The organism is Mycolicibacterium aromaticivorans JS19b1 = JCM 16368 (genome assembly GCF_000559085.1).
GTDB classification, from domain to species: Bacteria; Actinomycetota; Actinomycetes; order Mycobacteriales; family Mycobacteriaceae; genus Mycobacterium; species Mycobacterium aromaticivorans.
Window position 1 is genome coordinate 2,820,918 of sequence record NZ_JALN02000001.1, and the last position, 18,168, is coordinate 2,839,085.

Here is an 18,168-nt window from a genome sequence, read left to right on the forward strand (position 1 = left end):
TCCTCCTGAGGTCGAAAGACAAACGTACGCCCGGTGTCGCCCGGATCAGGCCTAGAGTGGGGAATATGTCGCCCAAGATCGCCACCGCCGACTCCGTGGACCTCGACGCGCTGCTCGAGTTCGTCCGACCCCGTCACCGCATGGTGCTGACCACCTTCCGCGCCGATTGTTCGCTGCAGAGTTCCCCGGTGACCGGCGGCGTGGACGAGCAGGGCCGCCTGGTGATCGCCAGCTATCCGCGTCGCGCCAAGTCGGTGAACATCCGCCGCACCGGGCGCGCCAGTGTGGTGGTGCTCTCCGACGAGTTCAACGACGCCTACGTGCAGATCGACGGGCCCGCCGAGGTGATCGACCTGCCCGACGCCGTGGAGCCGCTGGTCGACTACTTCCGCGCGGTCGCGGGGGAGCACCCGGATTGGGACGAGTATCGGGAAGCGATGGTCAAGCAGGGCAAGTGCCTGATCCGGGTCACTCCGCAGCGCTGGGGTCCGGTGGCGACGGGTGGGTTCCCGCCGTCGTGAGCGAGGCCAGTGTGTAGAGCCGCACCCGGCCCGGCACGGTGGCGTGGCATTGCGACAGCAGTGGCTCCGAGAGCTCCTCGTTGAGCACCACCTCGACCGGGGCGGGGTCGGCGTCGAGCACCACCCGGATGGTGCCGTCACCCGGCTCGACACTCAACGGCGGGAAGGCGGCGATGCGGTCGTCGCCGAACTCCTCGCGGGCGAAATGCTGTGCGGCCTGGACAGCGTGGGGAAGCGACGTGCGTCCGCGCAGGTACCGGTTGTCCAGCCGACCGTCCAGGTAACGGCTCACCAGCTCGGCCGCGTCGGCCTGGTCCACCCGCCCGTAACACAGCCCCGTGGGCAGCACCAGCATGGTCGCCGCGAACCGATCACCGCCCAGATGGGAGCACTCCCAGGCTAATTCGGGATACGCAGCCGAGATCGCCGAAGCAGCCGACCGGCCGCGCACCGCGCAGCACATGTCGTGGCGGCCGTGGGCGCAGACCGCGACGAGCGGGTCGGTCGCGGCGGTGCCGTCGGATCCATCCAGTGCGATGTCGAGGTACTCGCGCGGATCGGTGACCTCGCCGCCGTGCAACACTTCGCCTCCGACGGCGCACTGCGCGATGAACCAGCGCCACCGTGGCGTGGCCTTCCGGCGGCCGTGCTTGCGGATCGCCGCGATCCGCATGCCCGCTGCCTCTGCGCGCCGCACGACGGCCAGCCCCAGCTGCGGGTCGATACAGGCAGGCGAGTCCAGGAACGCCGAACGTCCCCAGCCACCTGCCAATTCGAGCAGCAGCCACGATGTACCCGCCGACGCCGTCCCGTACATCGGGTCGTTGCGGGCCAGCGACTGGTCGCTGCAGCCCTGCCCGGCTCTGCTCATCGGGAAGGTGACGGGACGACGACTGCTTCCCTGAGCAGGCGCCGGATCAGAACCGCACCGTCAGCGGGATCGAGCCCCGGTAGGGCGGCGGCCCGCACCACCCCGCCGCGGTGCAGTGCGCGCAGCGCCTCGGCGCAGGATATGGGGAACGTAATGGTCCGGTCGGGAAGCTGCAGCGCAACCCGGCCGCCTTCGGAACTGTTCAGGCGGGCCGTCAAGCCGCGGCGCCAGCACACGTCGACCTCGGCGTCGGCGGCGGCGGACAGCGTGGCCAACGGCCGGACCGCGACGGGTCGGGTCAGTCCGGCGTGCCGGTCGGACAGTCGCGCGGCCGCGCCGGTGCTCAGGGCTGCCGCGTTGTCCCGTAGTGCCGCTACCACCTCGGCCATCACCTTGGTGACCGTGGCGACCGTCTCGTCGTGATCGGCGGCCGCGATACCCATCGGCAGGGATCGGCGGAACGCCTCGACGGTGGACAGTTCGTCGAGCACCGCGCGAGCCACGTCGAGACAGGTGGTGGCCGAGACACCGATGGTCAGGTGAATCGATGTGGTGTCGAGCGCCTGCGCCGCGTGCAGCCAGCCTCTGGGCAGGTACAGGGCGTCTCCGGCGTTCAGCACCGTGTCGATCACCGGCTCGCCGCGGACCCGTTCGCCGATTGCCGCCCGGTGCTGAGTCCACGGCTGGGACGGCAGCGGATGGGCGTGCACCGGTTCGTGCACCACCCAGCGCTTCTGTCCGGATACCTGCAGTACGAAGACGTCGTGCACGTCGTAATGCGGGTCGAAACCACGGTTGCCCGGCGGCGTGATGTAGGCATTCGCTTGCGCGGGATGTCCGAGATCGTCGACGGCGTCGCGGACAAAGTCGATCAGCGGCGGCCACAGCCGGTGCAGACCTTGGAGAACAATCGTTGCGCCTGAGGCGATTTCGGCGAGAACCTTCGCCGAGTCGACCTGATCGGCGATCTCTGCGCCGAACCCGGCCGAGCCGAGGTAGCAGTCCTTGGCGAGGATCTCGCCATCGCGAGCCAACCTGATGAACGGCGCTCTTATGCCGCGCTCGGCAATCAACTCGTCGACCGCCCCGGGAGACAGCAGGTCGCTGAAATCCCGGGGCAGGTCGACGGCTGTGCTGAGAAGCGGCCTGCGGCCCCAGTACTGTTCGGCGAACGTCCGCGCGTCGACCGCACTGCAGCGGCTCAGCATGGAATCGCCGGTCAGGCTGAGCCGTCGGCGCCGCCGTCGTGGCCCTCTGGGTTCGAGCCACCGTCGGCGGGACCCTCACCACCACCGCCGGCTGTTCCGTCGGCACCACCGTCGTGGCCTTCGGGATTGGACCCACCGTCGGCGGTGCCTTCGCCGCCCGGGGTGGAGGTCGTGATGTCGTCGTCGTCGAGCGCCATGAAAGATCCTTTCTCGAACCGCAAAAGCGCGGCGCAGTGTGATGCAGGGCTAGGTGCGAACGGAGTTGCCGCACCGACACTGAATGAAACCGGCGGAAGCGAGTGGATGTGTCCGAGTGGCCGCGGCATTTGGGTTTTGCCCGGCCGTCCGCGCTCGTCACTCCGCGCTGTGTTTGAGGACGTACCGAACGGGCATGCGGGCACCTGACCCCAAGTGGAGGAGGATTCCATGCGCGCAGTGACCTGGCACGGCCGCCGCAACGTCTCGGTCGACACCGTCCCCGATCCGCAGATCAAGGAGCCGACCGACGCGATCATCCGCGTCACCAGCACCAACATCTGCGGCTCCGACCTGCATCTGTATGAGGTGCTCGGCGCTTTCATGTCGCCGGGGGACATCCTCGGCCACGAGGCCATGGGTGTGGTCGAAGAGGTCGGCGACCAGGTCTCCGAAATCAAAGTCGGTGACCGCGTGGTGATTCCGTTCAACATCTCGTGTGGTCACTGCTTCATGTGCGGGCAGGGCCTGCAAAGCCAGTGTGAGACAACGCAAAACCGGGATCAGGGTACCGGTGCGGCGTTGTTCGGCTACTCCAAACTGTACGGCGAAGTGGCCGGCGGCCAGGCTGAGTATCTTCGGGTACCGCAAGCCAATTACACCCACATCAAGGTCCCGGTCGGCGGCTCCGACGACCGCTACGTGTATCTGTCCGACGTCTTGCCCACCGCCTGGCAAGGTTTGGAGTACGCGGACGTGCCGGACGGCGGCGCCCTGGTGGTACTCGGACTGGGACCGATCGGGTCGATGGCGTGCCGGATGGCCGCCCACCGCAACCGGCACCGGGTGATCGGCATCGACCTGGTGTCCGATCGGCTGGAGCGGGCCCGCCCCTACTGCGAGGAGGTCATCGACCTTCGCGAGGGTGATGTGGTGGAACGCGTGCTGGATCTGACCGACGGCCGCGGCGCCGACTCCGTCATCGACGCCGTCGGGATGGAGGCACACGGGTCGCCTGTGGCCGAGTTCGCGCAGACCGCAGCGGGATACCTGCCATCACCGTTGGGGCGGGCGGTCATGCGTAGCGCCGGAATGGATCGGCTGGCGGCGCTGCACACCGCGATCGCGGTGGTTCGCCGAGGCGGGACGGTGTCGCTGTCGGGTGTCTACGGCGGTGCCGCGGATCCGATGAACCTGATGGTGATGTTCGACAAGCAGATTCAGCTCCGGATGGGCCAGGCCAACGTCAAGCGCTGGATCCCCGACATCATGCCACTGCTCACCGATGACGATCCGCTGGGCGTGGACACCTTCGCCACCCATCGGCTTGCGCTGTCGGACGCTCCGAAGGCTTACGAGACCTTCCAGAAGAAGGCCGACGGTATGTTCAAAGTGGTTCTCAAACCGTAGGTTTGGGGCCCAGTAGCGCCAGGGACACGGCCAGCGCGGGCTCAATGATGTCGCCGGCCGGGTCGCCGTCCTCCATGGTTTGCGCGGTGAGTTCGCGCAGGCCGCCCACCAGGATGACCGCCATCGCATGGGAGATCGGCGGCAGGCCGGCGGTCCGGAATCCGTCGTTGCCGGAAAGGTCGACGATCATCGTGGCGAGCCGGGCGAACCCCCGGCGCAGGGTGGGGCGGGCGTATTCACCCAGCGCGGGAAGTTCCCGGATCCAGCTCAGCGTGATGGCCCGCCGCTCGTCGATGTGCTCGACGTAGGTGACGACAGCCTGGCGGATCTGCTCGTGCCAGGGCGCGTGCGGATCGACGGCAGCGCTGATGGTCTCGACGAGCTCGTCGTTGTTGGCGGTCAGCAGCTCGGCGAAACAGTCTTCCTTGGTGGCGAACTCGCTGTAGAAGGTGCGCTTGGAGGTGCGGGCGTACCGGACGATGTCGGCGACTGTGGAGTCGCGGTAGCCGCGTTCTTCGATGGACGCGGCCAGGCCGTCGAGCAACCGCCGGCGGAAGTCGTCGTTGCGGCCGACGGCAGGAGCTTCGGGAACTGTTGTCGTGGTCACCCGGACCTCCTTTCCCACGCCACTCTTGTCACGGCTGGTACCGAAGGGTACCGTACCCCACAAGTCAGTGGTACAACGCAGTACCACGCTATATCTGGAGGGCCTCACCCATGAGCCAAGCGCCAACCGTCGTCGCGCCGATCCGTGCCGAACCGAAGTTGCCGCCTTCGCAAGGAGTGCCGAATACGCTGTTCAGCCTTGCGTTCATGGTGGCCCGCCGACCCACGACCGACTGGCTGACCCGACGCTACGGTCGCTGTGTCACGGTCCGGATCCCGGTCTTCGGCAACACCGTCGTGGTTTCGGATCCCGCGCTGACCAAGCAGATCTTCACCAGCAGTCCGGACGTCCTCTACAACATCCAGCCAAACCTGAGTCGGCTGCTGGGCCCGGGCTCGGTCTTCGCTCTCGACGGGGCCGAGCACCGCGCGCGGCGCAAGCTGCTCACCCCGCCGTTTCACGGCAAGAGCATCCGGGCCTACGAGCAGATCGTGGTGGAGGAGACCCTGCGCGAGATCGAATCCTGGCCGCAGGGAACCGAATTCGCCACGCTCGAGCCGATGATGCACATCACTCTGAACATCATCCTGCGCGCGATCTTCGGCGCCGACGGCCTCGAACTGCAGCGCCTGCGTGCGCTCATCCCGAAGTGGGTGACGCTGGGCTCGCGGCTGGCCGTGCTGCCCTCGCCGAAACGCGAAATGCCGTGGACGCCATGGGGAAGGCTGGTCCAATACCGCCGGGAGTACGAGGGCCTGGTGGACACCCTGATCAGCCGGGCGCAGAGCGACCCCAATCTCGAGGACCGCACCGACGTGCTGTCGCTGTTCCTGCGGAGCACCTACGACGACGGCTCGCCGATGACACGCGGTGAGATCGGCGACGAACTGCTGACTCTGCTGGCCGCCGGCCACGAGACCACCGCGTCCACGCTGGCGTGGGCGTTCGAGCGGATCTCCCGCCACCCCGAGGTGTTGAGCCGGTTGGTCGCCGAGGCCGACACCGAGGACAACTCCTACCGGCAGGCCACGATCCTGGAAGTCCAGCGCAATCGGACGGTGATCGACTTCTCCGGCCGGCATGTCCAGGTGCCGAGCTACGAACTCGGTGAATGGATGGTGCCGCAAGGCTATTCAGTGATGGTCAGCCTGTGCCAGCTGCACGAGAACCCGGAGATGTTCGAAGATCCGGAGCGCTTCGACCCGCTGCGGTTCCTCGACACCAGGCCGAACACGTTCGCCTGGGTCCCGTTCGGCGGCGGTACCAGACGCTGCATCGGCGCGGCCTTCGCCAACATGGAGATGGACGTCGTCCTACGTACGGTATTGCGGCACTTCACGATTGCGACCACCACCGCGCCGGGGGAGAAGTGGCACTCCCGGGGCGTGGCATTCACCCCGAAAAAGGGTGGGCGCGTCATCGTGCACCGACGGGCCTAGCATCGCGACGAGTGTGCGTCCTGATACGCGAACGCCGGTGCGTCGCGTACGAATCCGCACACTGGGCGCGAGGGCTCGAGAGCGAAGGCTAGACCTGGGCTCGCTTCGGTAGCTTCCACCCAGCCCGCGGGAAGTGGCAGGTGTAGCCGTTCGGGTAGTGCAGCAGGTAGTCCTGATGCTCCGGCTCGGCATCCCAGAAGTCACTGGCCGGCGTCACCTCGGTGACCACCTTGCCCGGCCATAGCCCGGAGGCGTCGACGTCGGCGATGGTGTCCAGCGCGACCTGCTTCTGCTCGTCGTCGAGGTAGAAGATCGCCGACCGGTAGCTGGTCCCGACGTCATTACCCTGCCGGTTCTTCGTGCTCGGATCGTGGATCTGGAAGAAGAATTCCAGCAGCGCGCGGAAATCGGTCTGCGCCGGGTCGTACTCGATCTCGATCGCCTCGGCGTGGCCGGGATGGTTGCGATAGGTGGGGTGATCGTTCTGGCCGCCGGTGTAGCCCACCCGGGTGGACACCACGCCGGGCTGCTTGCGGATCAGATCCTGCATGCCCCAGAAGCAACCGCCTGCCAGGATCGCCCTCTTGGTCTGACTCATGCGTCCTCCTTGGAAGTCTCGAACAAATGCCTGTACTCGCCGTAGCCCTGCGCCTCGAGGTCGTCGAGGTGAATGAATCTCAGCGAAGCGGAGTTGATGCAGTAGCGCAACCCTCCCCGCGCGCGAGGGCCGTCTTTGAAGACGTGCCCCAGATGGCTGTCGCCCGCCGCCGAGCGCACCTCGGTGCGGACCATCAGATGGCTGAAATCCCGTTTGGTGACGACGTTTGCTTTTCCGGGGGACGTCTGGATCGGCTTGGTGAAACTGGGCCAGCCGGATCCGCTGTCGAACTTGTCGATCGAGGCGAACAATGGTTCGCCCGAGACGACGTCGACGTAGATGCCCGGCTCGTGGTTGTCCCAATACTCGCCGGTGAAGGGCCGCTCGGTCCCGTTCTCCTGTGTGACCCGGTATTGCTCCGGGGACAGCGCGGAAAGGGCAGCGGGATTGCGGTGATAATCGCGCGACATGCTCCTATCAACCTCACCGGTTGTTCGGATAGTTCCCATGTCAGAGATCCGTCAGAACCGACGCGGACTGCGGCGCGCGCGCCTCGGTGTCACAATTTGGCAGCCGGCACCGGGGCCGGTTCGAGCAGGAAAGTTTGACGCGATGCGGTTTCGCCAGATCTGCACTCCCACGCGCATGAGCGGGACCTCGTGTATCGGGTGAAGACGCTCGCGCTCTCCGGCAGCGAGTTCCACGGTGCCCAGCAGATCCGGTTGCTGCGCATCTATCTGAGCCTCACGACATTCCTCTACATCTACGGCGTGGTGTTCACCATCTGGCCGCTGCATCCGGAATTGATCTACGCGAATCCGCTCGGCGGCGTGCTGGCTATCGTGCTCGGCATCGCGGCGCTGGCCTGGCTGGCCGTCCGGCCTGACAAGCCGGCGCCGGCCACCCTGGCCGCCATCATCGCCACCCCGTTGGTGATGGCGTTCCACATCGCGATCGCCGCGGAAATCGTCTGCCTGGTCGCGCCGATGTTTCTGGCGATGTACCTGCGGGCGTTCTATCCACCCCGGCGGGCGGCGGTGCTGATCGGCTTGCTCACGGTGGCGGCCGTGGTGGCCCTGGCCATCTCGCCGGCGCCCAAGCTGGGGATCGACTACCTGATCTGGGTCATCGCGATCGTCGGCGCCGGGGAGTCGTTCGGTCTGGTGATGCGCGCGTTGGTCACGAGTGCGTGCACGGATCCGCTGACTGGTCTGCTGAACCGCGCCGGCTGGGAGATCGCCACCCGAGAGCTCCTGGCGCGCGGGCGATCAGCAAAGTCGACCATCACAGTCGTCGTCATGGACCTTGACGGCTTCAAGCAGCTCAACGACACTCGCGGGCATCTGGCGGGCGATGAGCACCTGGCCGCTCACGCGCGCCGGTGGCGCGACCTGATGCCGCGCGATGCCGTGTTGGCGCGGCTCGGCGGTGACGAGTTCGCCGCATGCATAGCCGACCGTGAGGCGTCGTCGGCGCAGCGGTTCGTCGCCGACGTCGGGCTGCACACTCCCGACACCAGCGTCGGGGTGGCGTCGCAGCCCGGCGACACCGCCGACATCGCGGTGCTCTATGCCGCCGCAGACGCCGAGTTGTATGCCGCCAAGGGCCGCAACCGCCGCAAGACCGACCGCTGAGCTGCAATCGGGACGGTTTGCCACATGCCTACTAGAACATGTTCTAGTTTGACTCTGTGGCGCGATTCTCTCGTGAAGAACTGACGGAAGCTTTTGCGACGTTCGAGCAGACGGTCGCCGACGCGGCCCGCTCGCACGACTGGGATGCCTGGGTGAGTCACTACACCCCCGACGTCGACTACATCGAGCACGCGATGGGCACGATGAAAGGCCGCGACGAAGTCCGGGCCTGGATCACCAAGACCATGGGCAGCTTCCCCGGCGGCTACATGACCGAGTTCCCGTCGCTGTGGGCCGTATTCGACGAGGAGACCGGGCGGGTGATCTGCGAGCTGGACAATCCGATGCGCGACCCCGGTGACGGCACGATCATCAGCGCTACCAACATCTCGATCGTCACCTACGCCGGCGACGGCCTCTGGTCGCGCCAGGAGGACATCTACAACCCGCTGAAGTTCCTGCAGGCCAGCATGAGGTGGTGCCAAAAGGCCGAGAAGCTCGGCACCCTCGACGAGGAGGCGGCCGCCTGGATGCGCGCGAACGGCGGATTCAAGTGAGCGCCCCCAAGCTCGTCATCGGGGCCAACGGGTTCCTCGGCTCGCACGTCACCCGGCAGCTGGTCGCCGACGGGCATCAGGTGCGAGTCATGGTGCGTCCGAACGCGTCCACCATCTCCATCGACGACCTCGACGTGCAGCGCTTCGTCGGCGACATCTGGGACAACGACGTGCTGCGCGAGGCGATGGCCGGCGTCGACGACGTCTACTACTGCGTGGTCGACGCTCGAGGCTGGCTCAGCGATCCGGCACCGCTGTTCCACACCAACGTCGAGGGCACGCGAAATGTCCTGGATGTGGCCAGAACCGCTGGCCTGCACCGCTTCATCTTCACCAGCAGCTACGTGACCGTCGGGCGCCGTCGCGGCCGTACGGTCACCGAAGCCGACATCATCACCGACCGCGGACTCACCCCGTACGTCCGGTCCCGGGTGCAGGCCGAAGAACTGGTGCTGCGGTACGCCCGCGAACACGGCCTGCCCGCGATCGCCATGTGCGTATCCACGACCTACGGCGGCGGCGACTGGGGGCGAACCCCGCACGGCGCCATCATCGCCGGGGCAGCCTTCGGCAAGCTGCCGTTCGTGATGGGCGGTATCGAACTCGAGGCCGTCGGCGTCGACGACGCTGCCCGCGCGATGATCCTGGCCGCCGAGCGCGGCCGGGTCGGGGAGCGCTATCTGATCTCGGAGAAGATGATCAGCAACGCCGAAGTGGCCCGCATCGCGGCCCTGGAGGCGAACATGCCGCCGCCGACGAAGACGATCCCGCTGCCGCTCGCCTATGCGCTGGCCGCGCTGGGCACCGCCAAAGCCCGGCTGCAGAAGACCGACGAGAAATTGTCGCTGGGCTCGCTGCGGTTGATGCGCGCGGAGGGACCGCTGGATTGCAGCAAGGCCGTCCAGGAATTGGGCTGGCAGCCGCGGCCCGTCGAGGAATCCATCCGCGAAGCCGCGCGCTTCTGGGTCGGGTTGCGCGAGGCAAAACGGCAGGCGAAGGCAAGCCGGTCGGAGTGATCGGGCTCGGAATGATCGGGCACTGAACCCGCCCGCGGGCGAATACGTGTCCCGCGTATGACGCCACGCATCTTCGCCTTGTCCGTCGCCATCGCATTCGCTGCTGTTCTCCTGGTGGCGGCGTGCTCGGCGGGAACCACAGCCTCACCGTCGTCCGCTCCGCCCGCGGCCGGCCCGACGATCAGCATCGCCGACATGAAATTCAGCTCGCCCGGCCCGGTTTCGCCCGGCGCCACCGTCACGGTCACCAATGCCGACGGCGTAGAGCACACCGTCACCGCCGACTCCGGCTCCGGCTTCAACGTCGAGGTCGGCGAGAAGGGGACGGCCACCTTCACCGCGCCCAGCACGCCGGGAACCTACCCCTACCACTGCACCTATCACCCGGCGATGCACGGACAACTCGTCGTTCAGTGAGGGCGGTCAACGGTCATGGCGTGCCGCTAGATTCTTGCCATGGCCACAATCAACGGCGCCGTGTCGCACTGGTTCACCGAGCTTCCCCCGCCGCGTCCCGCCCTACCCGGTGACCGCGACGCCGACGTCTGCATCGTCGGTGCGGGCTACACGGGGCTGTGGACCGCCTACTACCTGAAGAAAGCCGACCCCTCGCTGCGGATCGTGGTGTTGGAGGCCCGGTTCGCCGGGTTCGGCGCCTCCGGGCGCAACGGCGGCTGGCTGTCCGGCCTGGCACCCGGCCACCGCGGGCTGCTGGCCAAGAAGTACGGCCGCTCCAACGTCGTCGCCTGGCAGCAGACCCTCAATGCCGCCGTCGACGAGGTGATCGAGGTGGCATCCCTCGAAGGCATCGAGGCCGACATCGTCAAGGGCGGCAATCTCGAGGTGGCCCGAAACCCCTCGCAGGCCCGCCGACTGCGCGCCGCGGCCGACGAGGACCGCGAGTGGGGCACCGACGGCATCGAACTGCTGACCGCCGCCGAAGCAGCCGAGCGGATCAGGGTGGACGGCCTGGTGCTCGGGATGTTCAACCCGCACTGCGCCCGTATCCAGCCGGCCAAGCTGGCCCGCGGCCTCGCCGACGTCGTGGAGCGCCTCGGTGTCACGATCCATGAACAGACCCCGGTGAGCGCGATCAGCCCGGGCCGCGCGGAAACCCCGCGCGGCGTGGTGCGCGCGCCGATCGTGCTGCGGGCCACCGAGGGCTTCACCGCCCGGATGCGCGGATTGCGGCGGCGCTGGCTGCCGATGAACAGCGCGATGATCGCGACCGAGCCGATGTCCGACGACCTCTGGGCGACTATCGGCTGGGCGGGCCGGGAAACGCTGGGCGATCTGGCGCACGGGTTCTTCTACGCTCAGCGCACCGCCGACAATCGGATCGCGATCGGCGGCCGGGCGGTGCCGTATCGCTACGCCTCCCGTATCGACAACGACGGTGCGGTCGGCGCGGTCACCATCGCCTACCTCACCGGGGTGCTCAACACCGCGCTGTCGCAGACCCGCGGGGTGCCGATCGCCCACGGCTGGTGCGGCGTGCTGGGCGTCCCCCGGGACTGGTCAGCCGGAGTCAGCCTCGATCCGGCCACCGGGCTCGGCGAGGCGGGCGGCTACGTCGGCCACGGTGTGACGGCGACCAACCTGGCCGGCCGGACGCTGACCGACCTGGTGCTCAAACGGTCCACTCCGTTGACCGCGCTGCCCTGGGTCGGTCACCACTCGGCCACCTGGGAGCCCGAGCCGTTTCGCTGGCTCGGGGTACGTGGCATGTACACCGCCTACAAGCTGGCCGACCGGCACGAAGACGGCGGGCGGCCGTCGACCTCGCCGATCGCCGTGATCGCGGATGCGATCGCCCGGCGGCCCTGACGCCACGCGATCTAACGTGGGAATCGTGAGTGCACGGCGGTGTTGCACCAACTACGCCGACTCCGGAGGAGACACCGATGAGCACACGTGAGATCAAGCAGCCGACCGCCGATCACCCGATCACGATCAGCCCGACCGCCGGCCGGGTGCAGGTCCGGGTCAACGGCGAACTCGTCGCCGACACCCGCGCCGCGCTCGGTCTGGCCGAATCCACCTATCCCGTGGTGCAGTACATCCCGCTCGGCGATGTCGACCCGGCGGTACTGGCCTGCACCGACACTCGCACCTACTGCCCGTATAAGGGCGAGGCCAGCTACTACAGCGTCACCGCGGGGGACGTGACGGTCGAGGACGCGATCTGGACCTACAAGGAGCCCTACCCGGCGGTCGCCGCGATCGCGGGACACATCGCGTTCTACCCGAACAAGGCCGACATCAGCGTCGCGCCGGACTGACAGGTGCCCCCGGACTCGGTGCGGGAGCGCATCCTGACTTTCCCCGGGCCGGCCAGCCCGGGTTTGACGCTGGCGCCGCAACGCCGCGGGCCCGGTGATCCGTGCTACCAGCTCGACGCCGAGCGAGCGATCTGGCGCACGAGCCTGCAAGCCAGCGGGCCGGTGACAGCCCGGATCTATCGCACCGCTCCCGACACGGTCGGGTGCCGGGCGTGGGGTGACGGCGCCGACGAGTTCATCGAGGCGCTGCCCGCTCTGCTGGGCGTCGACGACGACCCTGGCGGCTACCGCCCGCGGCACCCGGTCATCCAGGCCGCCGTCAAGCGGGTGCCCCATCTGCGCCTCGGCCGCACCGCACGGGTGCTCGAGGCGTTGATCCCCGCGGTGATCGAGCAACGCGTGCCGGGCGCCGACGCATTTCGGGCCTGGCGGCTGCTGGTCACCAAGTTCGGCAGCCCCGCGCCGGGCCCCGCGCCTGCACGGATGCGGGTGCCGCCGGCCGCTGACGTCTGGCGGCGCATCCCGTCGTGGGAGTTCCACCGCGCCAACGTCGATCCAGGCCGCGCCCGCACCATCATCGGATGCGCACAGCGCGCGGACGCGCTGGAACGGTTGTCGGGCCGGCCCACGACCGCGGCCCGCGACGCGCTCACCACGCTGCCGGGCGTTGGGGTCTGGACGGCGGCCGAAACCGCGCAACGCGCTTTCGGTGACACCGATGCGCTGTCGATCGGGGACTACCACATTTCGAAGATGGTCGGCTGGACGCTGATCGGCACCCCCGTCGACGACGCAGGCATGGTGGAGTTGCTGGAGCCGGAACGTCCGCAGCGGTACCGCGCGATCCGGTTGCTCGAAGCCAGCCGGCTTGCGTACAAGCCGCGGTTCGGCGCACGGCTGCCGGTGCAGCACATCAGTAATTTGTGACGCAGCTCTTACATCCGGTTACCACCACGGCAACCCGGGTATGTGGCGGACGAGAAGCCAGCGCGCGAAAGGAGCCAGTGATGCGTGCCAAGTTCACCGTCCCCGGAATGACCGAAGCCAAGGCTCGTAAGGTGACCGATCTCCTGCAGAAGCAGTTGAGCACCTACAACGACCTACACCTCACGCTGAAGCATGTGCACTGGAATGTGGTCGGCCCCAACTTCATCGGCGTGCACGAGATGATCGACCCGCAGGTCGATCTGGTGCGTGGCTATGCCGACGAAGTCGCCGAACGGATCGCGACTCTGGGCGCGTCGCCGCAGGGCACCCCGGGTGCGATCCTCAAGGACCGCACATGGGACGACTACAGCGTCGGGCGCGACACCGTGCAGGCCCACCTGGCCGCAGTCGATCTGGTGTACGACGGCGTCATCGAGGACCTGCGCAACAACATCGAGGCAACCGAGGAACTCGACCCGGTTACCCAAGACATCCTCATCGGCCACGCCGCCGAACTGGAGAAATTCCAGTGGTTCGTGCGAGCCCACCTCGAAAATGCCGGGGGCACTTTGTCCCACGAGGGCAAGTCGACGGAGAAGGGCGCGGCCAAGGCTGCGAAGGCGAAAAGCTAGGCCTTCGACTCCAGCGCGTCGTCGCGGACCGGACGGTCCGCAAGCTCCTCGGCGCGGCCGAACAGCAGCGGGTAGAGCGCACCCGCCAGGGCCGCGCCGGCGAGCGGCGCCAGCCAGAACACCCAGAGCTGGGCAGGTGCGCCGTTGCCGTTGAAGAACGCGACACCCATCGAGCGGGCCGGGTTCACCGACGTGTTCGAGATCGGGATCGAGATCAGGTGGATGAGCGTCAGCATCAAGCCGATTGCCAAACCCGCGAAGCCTTTTGGTGCCCGGTCGTCGGTGGCGCCCAGGATCACCAGCAGGAACAGGAAGGTCAGAAGCGCCTCGGCGATCACTACCGCGGCCAGCGAGTAGTGGAACGGTGAATGCTCACCGAATCCGTTGGCGGCCATGTGGCCGGTCGGCGTGAAACCGGCTCTGCCCTTGGCGATCCAGTAGATCACCGCGCCGGCGGCCAGGCCACCGACAACCTGCACCGCCCAGTACGCCGGTAGCGCCTTCCACTCGACGCGCCGTGCCAGGGCCGCGCCGAACGTGACTGCCGGGTTGAAGTGGCCACCCGAAATCGTTCCGAACGCATAGACGCCCACCAGCACGGTGAGGCCGAAAGCCAGCGAAACGCCGAGGAATCCGATGCCGACGGAATTGTCTTCAGCGGGGTCCGCGGCGAATACCGCTGCTCCGCAACCTCCGAAAACCAACACGAATGTGCCGATGAATTCTGCGGCCAGCCGGTGCGCCATCGTTGGAGCTCTCACTGGTTAACCCTTCTTGTCGGTCGGGTCCATCTCCTTGATGATCGCAGGGCGCAGCCCACGAAAGCATCGAACTTTGCTGAATCGTGTTGAGACGGTGACCTGCTAGCCGGTGAAGTCGTCGCGCGGCCGAGGCACCTCGTGCGCCGAATCGGCCACCCGCTGGGCGCCGGCGCTGTCTCGATTGAGTCGCTGTGCCTTGTAGATCGATACCGGCGTGCGTGAGATGAGGAGGTAAGCGATCCCGACCGCGACGAGGGCGCACGGTATGACCGAGAAGGAACCGGTCATTTCCGCGACCATGATCATCACGGCAAGTGGTGCGTGAGCGACGCTTCCGAAGCACGCCATCATGCCGACCACCACAAAGAGACCGGGGCTGGCGGGTAGGCCCGGCAGCCCGATGTCGTGCCCGAGCCGCCAGATCGCGGCGCCGACGAATGCGCCGATCACGACACCGGGGCCGAAGATGCCTCCGGAACCGCCGGTGCCGATCGACAACGACGTTGCGATGATCTTGGCGAGCGGAAGCAACAGCACGATCCACAGCGGGATGGACAGCAGAGTGCTTGTGTCGGAGGCTTTTTGCGCCCATCCGTATCCGCTTGCAAGTACCTGCGGGATGGCGAGTGCGAGGAGCCCGACGAGGAGTCCGCCGACCGCCGGCTTTATGACCTTGTTGCCCGGTAGCTTGGCGGTCACCGAGACGGTGCCGTAGAAGATTCGTGCGTAGAGGTATCCGAACGCCGCGGCGACGATGCCCAGTACGACGAACCAGATGAGGATCGCCGGTTGATGGAATCGGAAGTCGGAGGCCACGTAGCCGAACAGCGGCTCGAATCCGAGGATCGATCCGAACACGGAGAATGCAGTGGCCGAGGTGATGAATCCCGGGACCAGAACCTTGTAGTCGAAGTCCTCGCGATAGACGATCGAGGCTGCGAGTACGGCGCCTCCGAGTGGCGCCCCGAAGATCGCGCCGATCCCCGATCCGATGCCGAGCGATACGGCGATCCGTCCGTCGTCATCGCTGAGGTTGAGCCAACGCGTCATCAGCGAGCCGAAGCCGGCCGAGATTTGTGCGGCGGGTCCTTCCCGCCCGCCGGAACCTCCAGAACCGATCGTCAACGCGCTGGCGATCGTCTTCACCACGATCGTCCGGCCCCTGATCGTCCGAGGGTCGGTGTGGACCGCCTCGATTGCAGAATCTGTTCCGTGGCCCTCGGCTTCAGGGGCGAATCTGGCCACGATCCACGCCGAAACCAGCGCGCCGCCGAAGGTCACCAGCGGTATGGCCCAAGGACGGACGAAGCCGGGTGATCCCGGCTGGCCGCCGTCGCCGACCGGCTTGGGGATCTGATAGCCGCCGACATAACCGAGCAGAAATTGGCCGGTGTAGTCGAGCGCGAGATAGAAGGTGACGGCTCCCAGTCCGGCGATGACGCCGATAGAGATGCCGAGGATCAACCATTTCCGTAGATAGCCGGACCGGCGAATGAAAGCGCCCAACGGTCCGCCCGGTTCGACGTCACGATTCTGACGCGGCCGCGGCATGGTGTGAGGCTAGCAGGCTTAGTGGACCGCTGACGCGAATCCAGCCGCGATCTCACGAATCACATTGCAGATCAATGGATATCGATCGCACCACGTCCTTGTCGGGGAGCCATTTGCGATTGACCGGCCCGTTCAGGCCGAGCGTCGCGGCGACAGCTCGATTAGGAAGCAGTGTGCAACTATTCCATACTGCATGAGTGCCTGATGGACTCGGAATGCCGCGAAGAATCCCGATGGCTAGTCGCAACGTGGTGGTCGGCTGGCTGCGCGACAGTCCGTCGGCGCTGGTGGCCCTTGCGGTAGCCGTCGGCGCGGTAACGGGTCTGGGTGCGGTTGGGTTCAGGTACCTGATCACCTTTTTCACCAGGATGTTCACCGGTTACGACGACTATTCCGGACTGGGGCGGATACCGAGTGCGCATTGGCCGGGTCTGGGTATCTGGTTCCTGCTCCTGACCCCCGTGATCGCGGGGGCGATCTATGGCCCCATCGTGCACAAGTTTGCACCGGAGGCGCGTGGGCACGGGGTGCCCGAAGTGATGTATGCCGTCAGCCACAAGGGTGGCCGCATTGCGCCGCAGGTCAGCCTGGTCAAGGCGCTGGCCTCGGCGTTGTGCATCGGCGGCGGTGGGTCGGTCGGTCGGGAAGGGCCGATCGTGCAGATCGGCTCGGCGGCCGGCTCCACGATCGCCCAGATCCTTCGGCTCGACACCCCACGGGTCCGGCTTCTGGTCGCTTGCGGGGCCGCGGCCGGAATCTCGGCAACCTTCAACGCGCCGCTGGCCGGTCCGTTCTTCGCCATGGAACTCATCCTTCGGGACTTCGCCGCCCAGTCGTTCGGCGCGGTCGTGCTGTCGAGTGTCACCGCTGATGTCGTGGGTCGGGCCATGCTGGGCAACCAGCCGTTTCTCTCGCTGCCGTCGTTCGCCGTGCACAGCGTGTCCGAATACTTCCTTTATGCGGCGCTCGGCGTAGCGGTCGGCGTGGTCGGAGTGGCGTTCTCGAAGATCCTCTACCGCGTGGAAGACCTGTGCGACTGGTTGTGGCGTGGGCCGGAATGGGCCAGACCCGCGGTCGGTGGGCTGCTCCTCGGCGGCGTTCTGCTGGCTCTGCCTCAGATGTATGGCGTCGGCTATCCAGTCCTGGAGAACGCGGTCGAAGGCCGGTATGTCATCGGTATGTTGCTGCTCCTCATGGTGGGCAAGATGTTCGCGACCAGCCTCACCATCGGGATCGGCGGCTCCGGCGGAGTTTTCGCGCCGACCCTCTTCGTCGGCGCCATGGCGGGCACAGCGTTCGGCACAGTGGCCCATAGCCTTTTTCCAACGCTCACCGAAAGCGCGGGGGCATACGGCTTGATCGGGATGGGCGCAGCCCTGGCCGGCGCGACACGAGCGCCGATCACCGCTGTCGTGATCCTGTTCGAACTCACCGGCGAGTACTCGATCATCCTGCCGCTGATGGCAGCGGTGGTAATGGCTGCCGGCACAGCACATCTGCTGTCGAAGGACACCATCTACACGGCCAAGCTGTGGCGTCGGGGCGTCGATCTCGACAAGCCGCCGGCCGAACTGCCCGACCTGCGTGCGGCGGATCTCGCTGTTCCCGCGCCCGAGCCGCTGGCGGTGGACAGTTCGATGACCGCCGCCGCCAAGGCGCTGTCGCAGACGACGTTCGGCATGTTGCCCGTGGTGACCAACGACGGGCAGTACGCCGGATGTGTCACCGCCCAGGACGTGGCCGAGGCGCTTGATGAGGCGGATGCCCCCACCACGGTGTCGGACTTGGTCAAGCCGGTGGCCGCCATAGCTTCTGACGCCGATGTCCGCCGTATCCTCGATGCGCTCAAGGGTCGAGGAGGCAGTGGTCTGCCCGTGCTGGACCCGGACCGAACCTGCCTTGTCGGATGGGTCACCTATGAGGCGGTGCTCGCCCGGCTGCACCCGTAAACCGGGTCAG

At 67.0% G+C, this 18,168-nt stretch carries 19 protein-coding genes and 1 pseudogene; 12 read left to right on the forward strand and 8 right to left on the reverse strand.

Going from position 1 to position 18,168, the window contains the following annotated elements; all coding sequences use genetic code 11:
* The first annotated feature begins 65 nt into the window (after positions 1-65).
* Positions 66-521, forward strand: a complete 456-nt coding sequence (locus Y900_RS13670; RefSeq protein ID WP_036342502.1) for a PPOX class F420-dependent oxidoreductase — start codon at positions 66-68, stop codon at positions 519-521.
* Here the strand turns inward: Y900_RS13670 and Y900_RS13675 are convergent.
* The 3 genes and pseudogenes from Y900_RS13675 to Y900_RS13685 form a co-directional block, all read right to left on the reverse strand.
* Positions 469-1,392 carry a ferredoxin family protein gene (locus Y900_RS13675; RefSeq protein ID WP_036342503.1) on the reverse strand — a complete coding sequence of 308 codons (924 nt, stop codon included), beginning with the start codon at positions 1,390-1,392 and terminating at the stop codon, positions 469-471. The two genes, Y900_RS13670 and Y900_RS13675, sit on opposite strands and share 53 nt — an antisense overlap.
* Positions 1,389-2,600 carry a cupin domain-containing protein gene (locus Y900_RS13680; RefSeq protein WP_036342504.1) on the reverse strand — a complete coding sequence of 404 codons (1,212 nt, stop codon included), beginning with the start codon at positions 2,598-2,600 and terminating at the stop codon, positions 1,389-1,391. Before Y900_RS13680 ends, Y900_RS13675 begins: the two co-directional genes overlap by 4 nt.
* A 14-nt stretch (positions 2,601-2,614) precedes the next feature.
* Positions 2,615-2,797, reverse strand: a pseudogene (locus Y900_RS13685) (BatC protein); the annotation flags it as partial.
* Positions 2,798-3,026: 229 nt separating this feature from the next.
* On the opposite strand from Y900_RS13685, the gene Y900_RS13690 reads away from it, so the two are divergent.
* The gene (locus tag Y900_RS13690; RefSeq protein WP_036346698.1) at positions 3,027-4,205 is read left to right on the forward strand and encodes a zinc-dependent alcohol dehydrogenase; all 1,179 of its coding nucleotides are present in this window, start codon (positions 3,027-3,029) and stop codon (positions 4,203-4,205) included.
* Here the strand turns inward: Y900_RS13690 and Y900_RS13695 are convergent.
* Positions 4,195-4,812, reverse strand: a complete 618-nt coding sequence (locus Y900_RS13695; RefSeq protein ID WP_036346701.1) for a TetR/AcrR family transcriptional regulator — start codon at positions 4,810-4,812, stop codon at positions 4,195-4,197. The genes Y900_RS13690 and Y900_RS13695 overlap by 11 nt on opposite strands.
* A gap of 110 nt (positions 4,813-4,922) precedes the next feature.
* On the opposite strand from Y900_RS13695, the gene Y900_RS13700 reads away from it, so the two are divergent.
* Positions 4,923-6,251, forward strand: a complete 1,329-nt coding sequence (locus Y900_RS13700; protein WP_036342509.1) for a cytochrome P450 — start codon at positions 4,923-4,925, stop codon at positions 6,249-6,251.
* Between the two features lie 88 nt (positions 6,252-6,339).
* On the opposite strand, the gene msrA is transcribed toward Y900_RS13700, so the two are convergent.
* Positions 6,340-6,849 (reverse strand): peptide-methionine (S)-S-oxide reductase MsrA, encoded by a 510-nt coding sequence (msrA, locus tag Y900_RS13705; RefSeq protein ID WP_036342510.1) that lies wholly within the window; start codon positions 6,847-6,849, stop codon positions 6,340-6,342.
* Positions 6,846-7,319, reverse strand: a complete 474-nt coding sequence (msrB, locus tag Y900_RS13710; protein WP_036342512.1) for a peptide-methionine (R)-S-oxide reductase MsrB — start codon at positions 7,317-7,319, stop codon at positions 6,846-6,848. Before msrB ends, msrA begins: the two co-directional genes overlap by 4 nt.
* Before the next feature lie 198 nt (positions 7,320-7,517).
* On the opposite strand from msrB, the gene Y900_RS13715 reads away from it, so the two are divergent.
* The 8 genes from Y900_RS13715 (at position 7,518) to Y900_RS13750 (ending at position 13,897) form a co-directional block, all read left to right on the forward strand.
* A complete protein-coding gene (locus tag Y900_RS13715) occupies positions 7,518-8,483 on the forward strand; it encodes a GGDEF domain-containing protein (protein ID WP_036346704.1) in 966 nt (321 codons plus the stop codon).
* A gap of 56 nt (positions 8,484-8,539) precedes the next feature.
* Positions 8,540-9,040, forward strand: a complete 501-nt coding sequence (locus Y900_RS13720) for a nuclear transport factor 2 family protein (RefSeq protein WP_036342515.1) — start codon at positions 8,540-8,542, stop codon at positions 9,038-9,040.
* Positions 9,037-10,056 (forward strand): NAD-dependent epimerase/dehydratase family protein, encoded by a 1,020-nt coding sequence (locus tag Y900_RS13725; protein ID WP_036342518.1) that lies wholly within the window; start codon positions 9,037-9,039, stop codon positions 10,054-10,056. The genes Y900_RS13720 and Y900_RS13725 overlap by 4 nt, the downstream gene beginning before the upstream one ends.
* Positions 10,057-10,113: 57 nt before the next feature.
* Positions 10,114-10,473 carry a cupredoxin domain-containing protein gene (locus tag Y900_RS30910; protein ID WP_036342521.1) on the forward strand — a complete coding sequence of 120 codons (360 nt, stop codon included), beginning with the start codon at positions 10,114-10,116 and terminating at the stop codon, positions 10,471-10,473.
* Positions 10,474-10,512: 39 nt separating this feature from the next.
* Positions 10,513-11,883 (forward strand): NAD(P)/FAD-dependent oxidoreductase, encoded by a 1,371-nt coding sequence (locus Y900_RS13735; RefSeq protein ID WP_036342522.1) that lies wholly within the window; start codon positions 10,513-10,515, stop codon positions 11,881-11,883.
* A gap of 77 nt (positions 11,884-11,960) precedes the next feature.
* A complete protein-coding gene (locus Y900_RS13740) occupies positions 11,961-12,338 on the forward strand; it encodes a DUF427 domain-containing protein (RefSeq protein ID WP_036342524.1) in 378 nt (125 codons plus the stop codon).
* 3 nt (positions 12,339-12,341) lie between these two features.
* Positions 12,342-13,265 carry a DNA-3-methyladenine glycosylase family protein gene (locus tag Y900_RS13745; protein WP_237752553.1) on the forward strand — a complete coding sequence of 308 codons (924 nt, stop codon included), beginning with the start codon at positions 12,342-12,344 and terminating at the stop codon, positions 13,263-13,265.
* Positions 13,266-13,345: 80 nt separating this feature from the next.
* Positions 13,346-13,897 (forward strand): Dps family protein, encoded by a 552-nt coding sequence (locus Y900_RS13750; protein ID WP_036342526.1) that lies wholly within the window; start codon positions 13,346-13,348, stop codon positions 13,895-13,897.
* Here Y900_RS13750 and aqpZ read toward each other — a convergent pair.
* Positions 13,894-14,658: an aquaporin Z gene (aqpZ, locus tag Y900_RS13755; RefSeq protein WP_036342528.1), complete on the reverse strand. Its 765-nt coding sequence runs from the start codon at positions 14,656-14,658 to the stop codon at positions 13,894-13,896. The genes Y900_RS13750 and aqpZ overlap by 4 nt on opposite strands.
* A 102-nt stretch (positions 14,659-14,760) precedes the next feature.
* Positions 14,761-16,209 carry a chloride channel protein gene (locus Y900_RS13760; protein ID WP_036342531.1) on the reverse strand — a complete coding sequence of 483 codons (1,449 nt, stop codon included), beginning with the start codon at positions 16,207-16,209 and terminating at the stop codon, positions 14,761-14,763.
* Between the two features lie 233 nt (positions 16,210-16,442).
* Here Y900_RS13760 and Y900_RS13765 point away from each other — a divergent pair, with 233 nt between their 5' ends.
* A complete protein-coding gene (locus tag Y900_RS13765) occupies positions 16,443-18,158 on the forward strand; it encodes a chloride channel protein (protein WP_237752554.1) in 1,716 nt (571 codons plus the stop codon).
* The last annotated feature ends 10 nt before the right edge of the window (positions 18,159-18,168 follow it).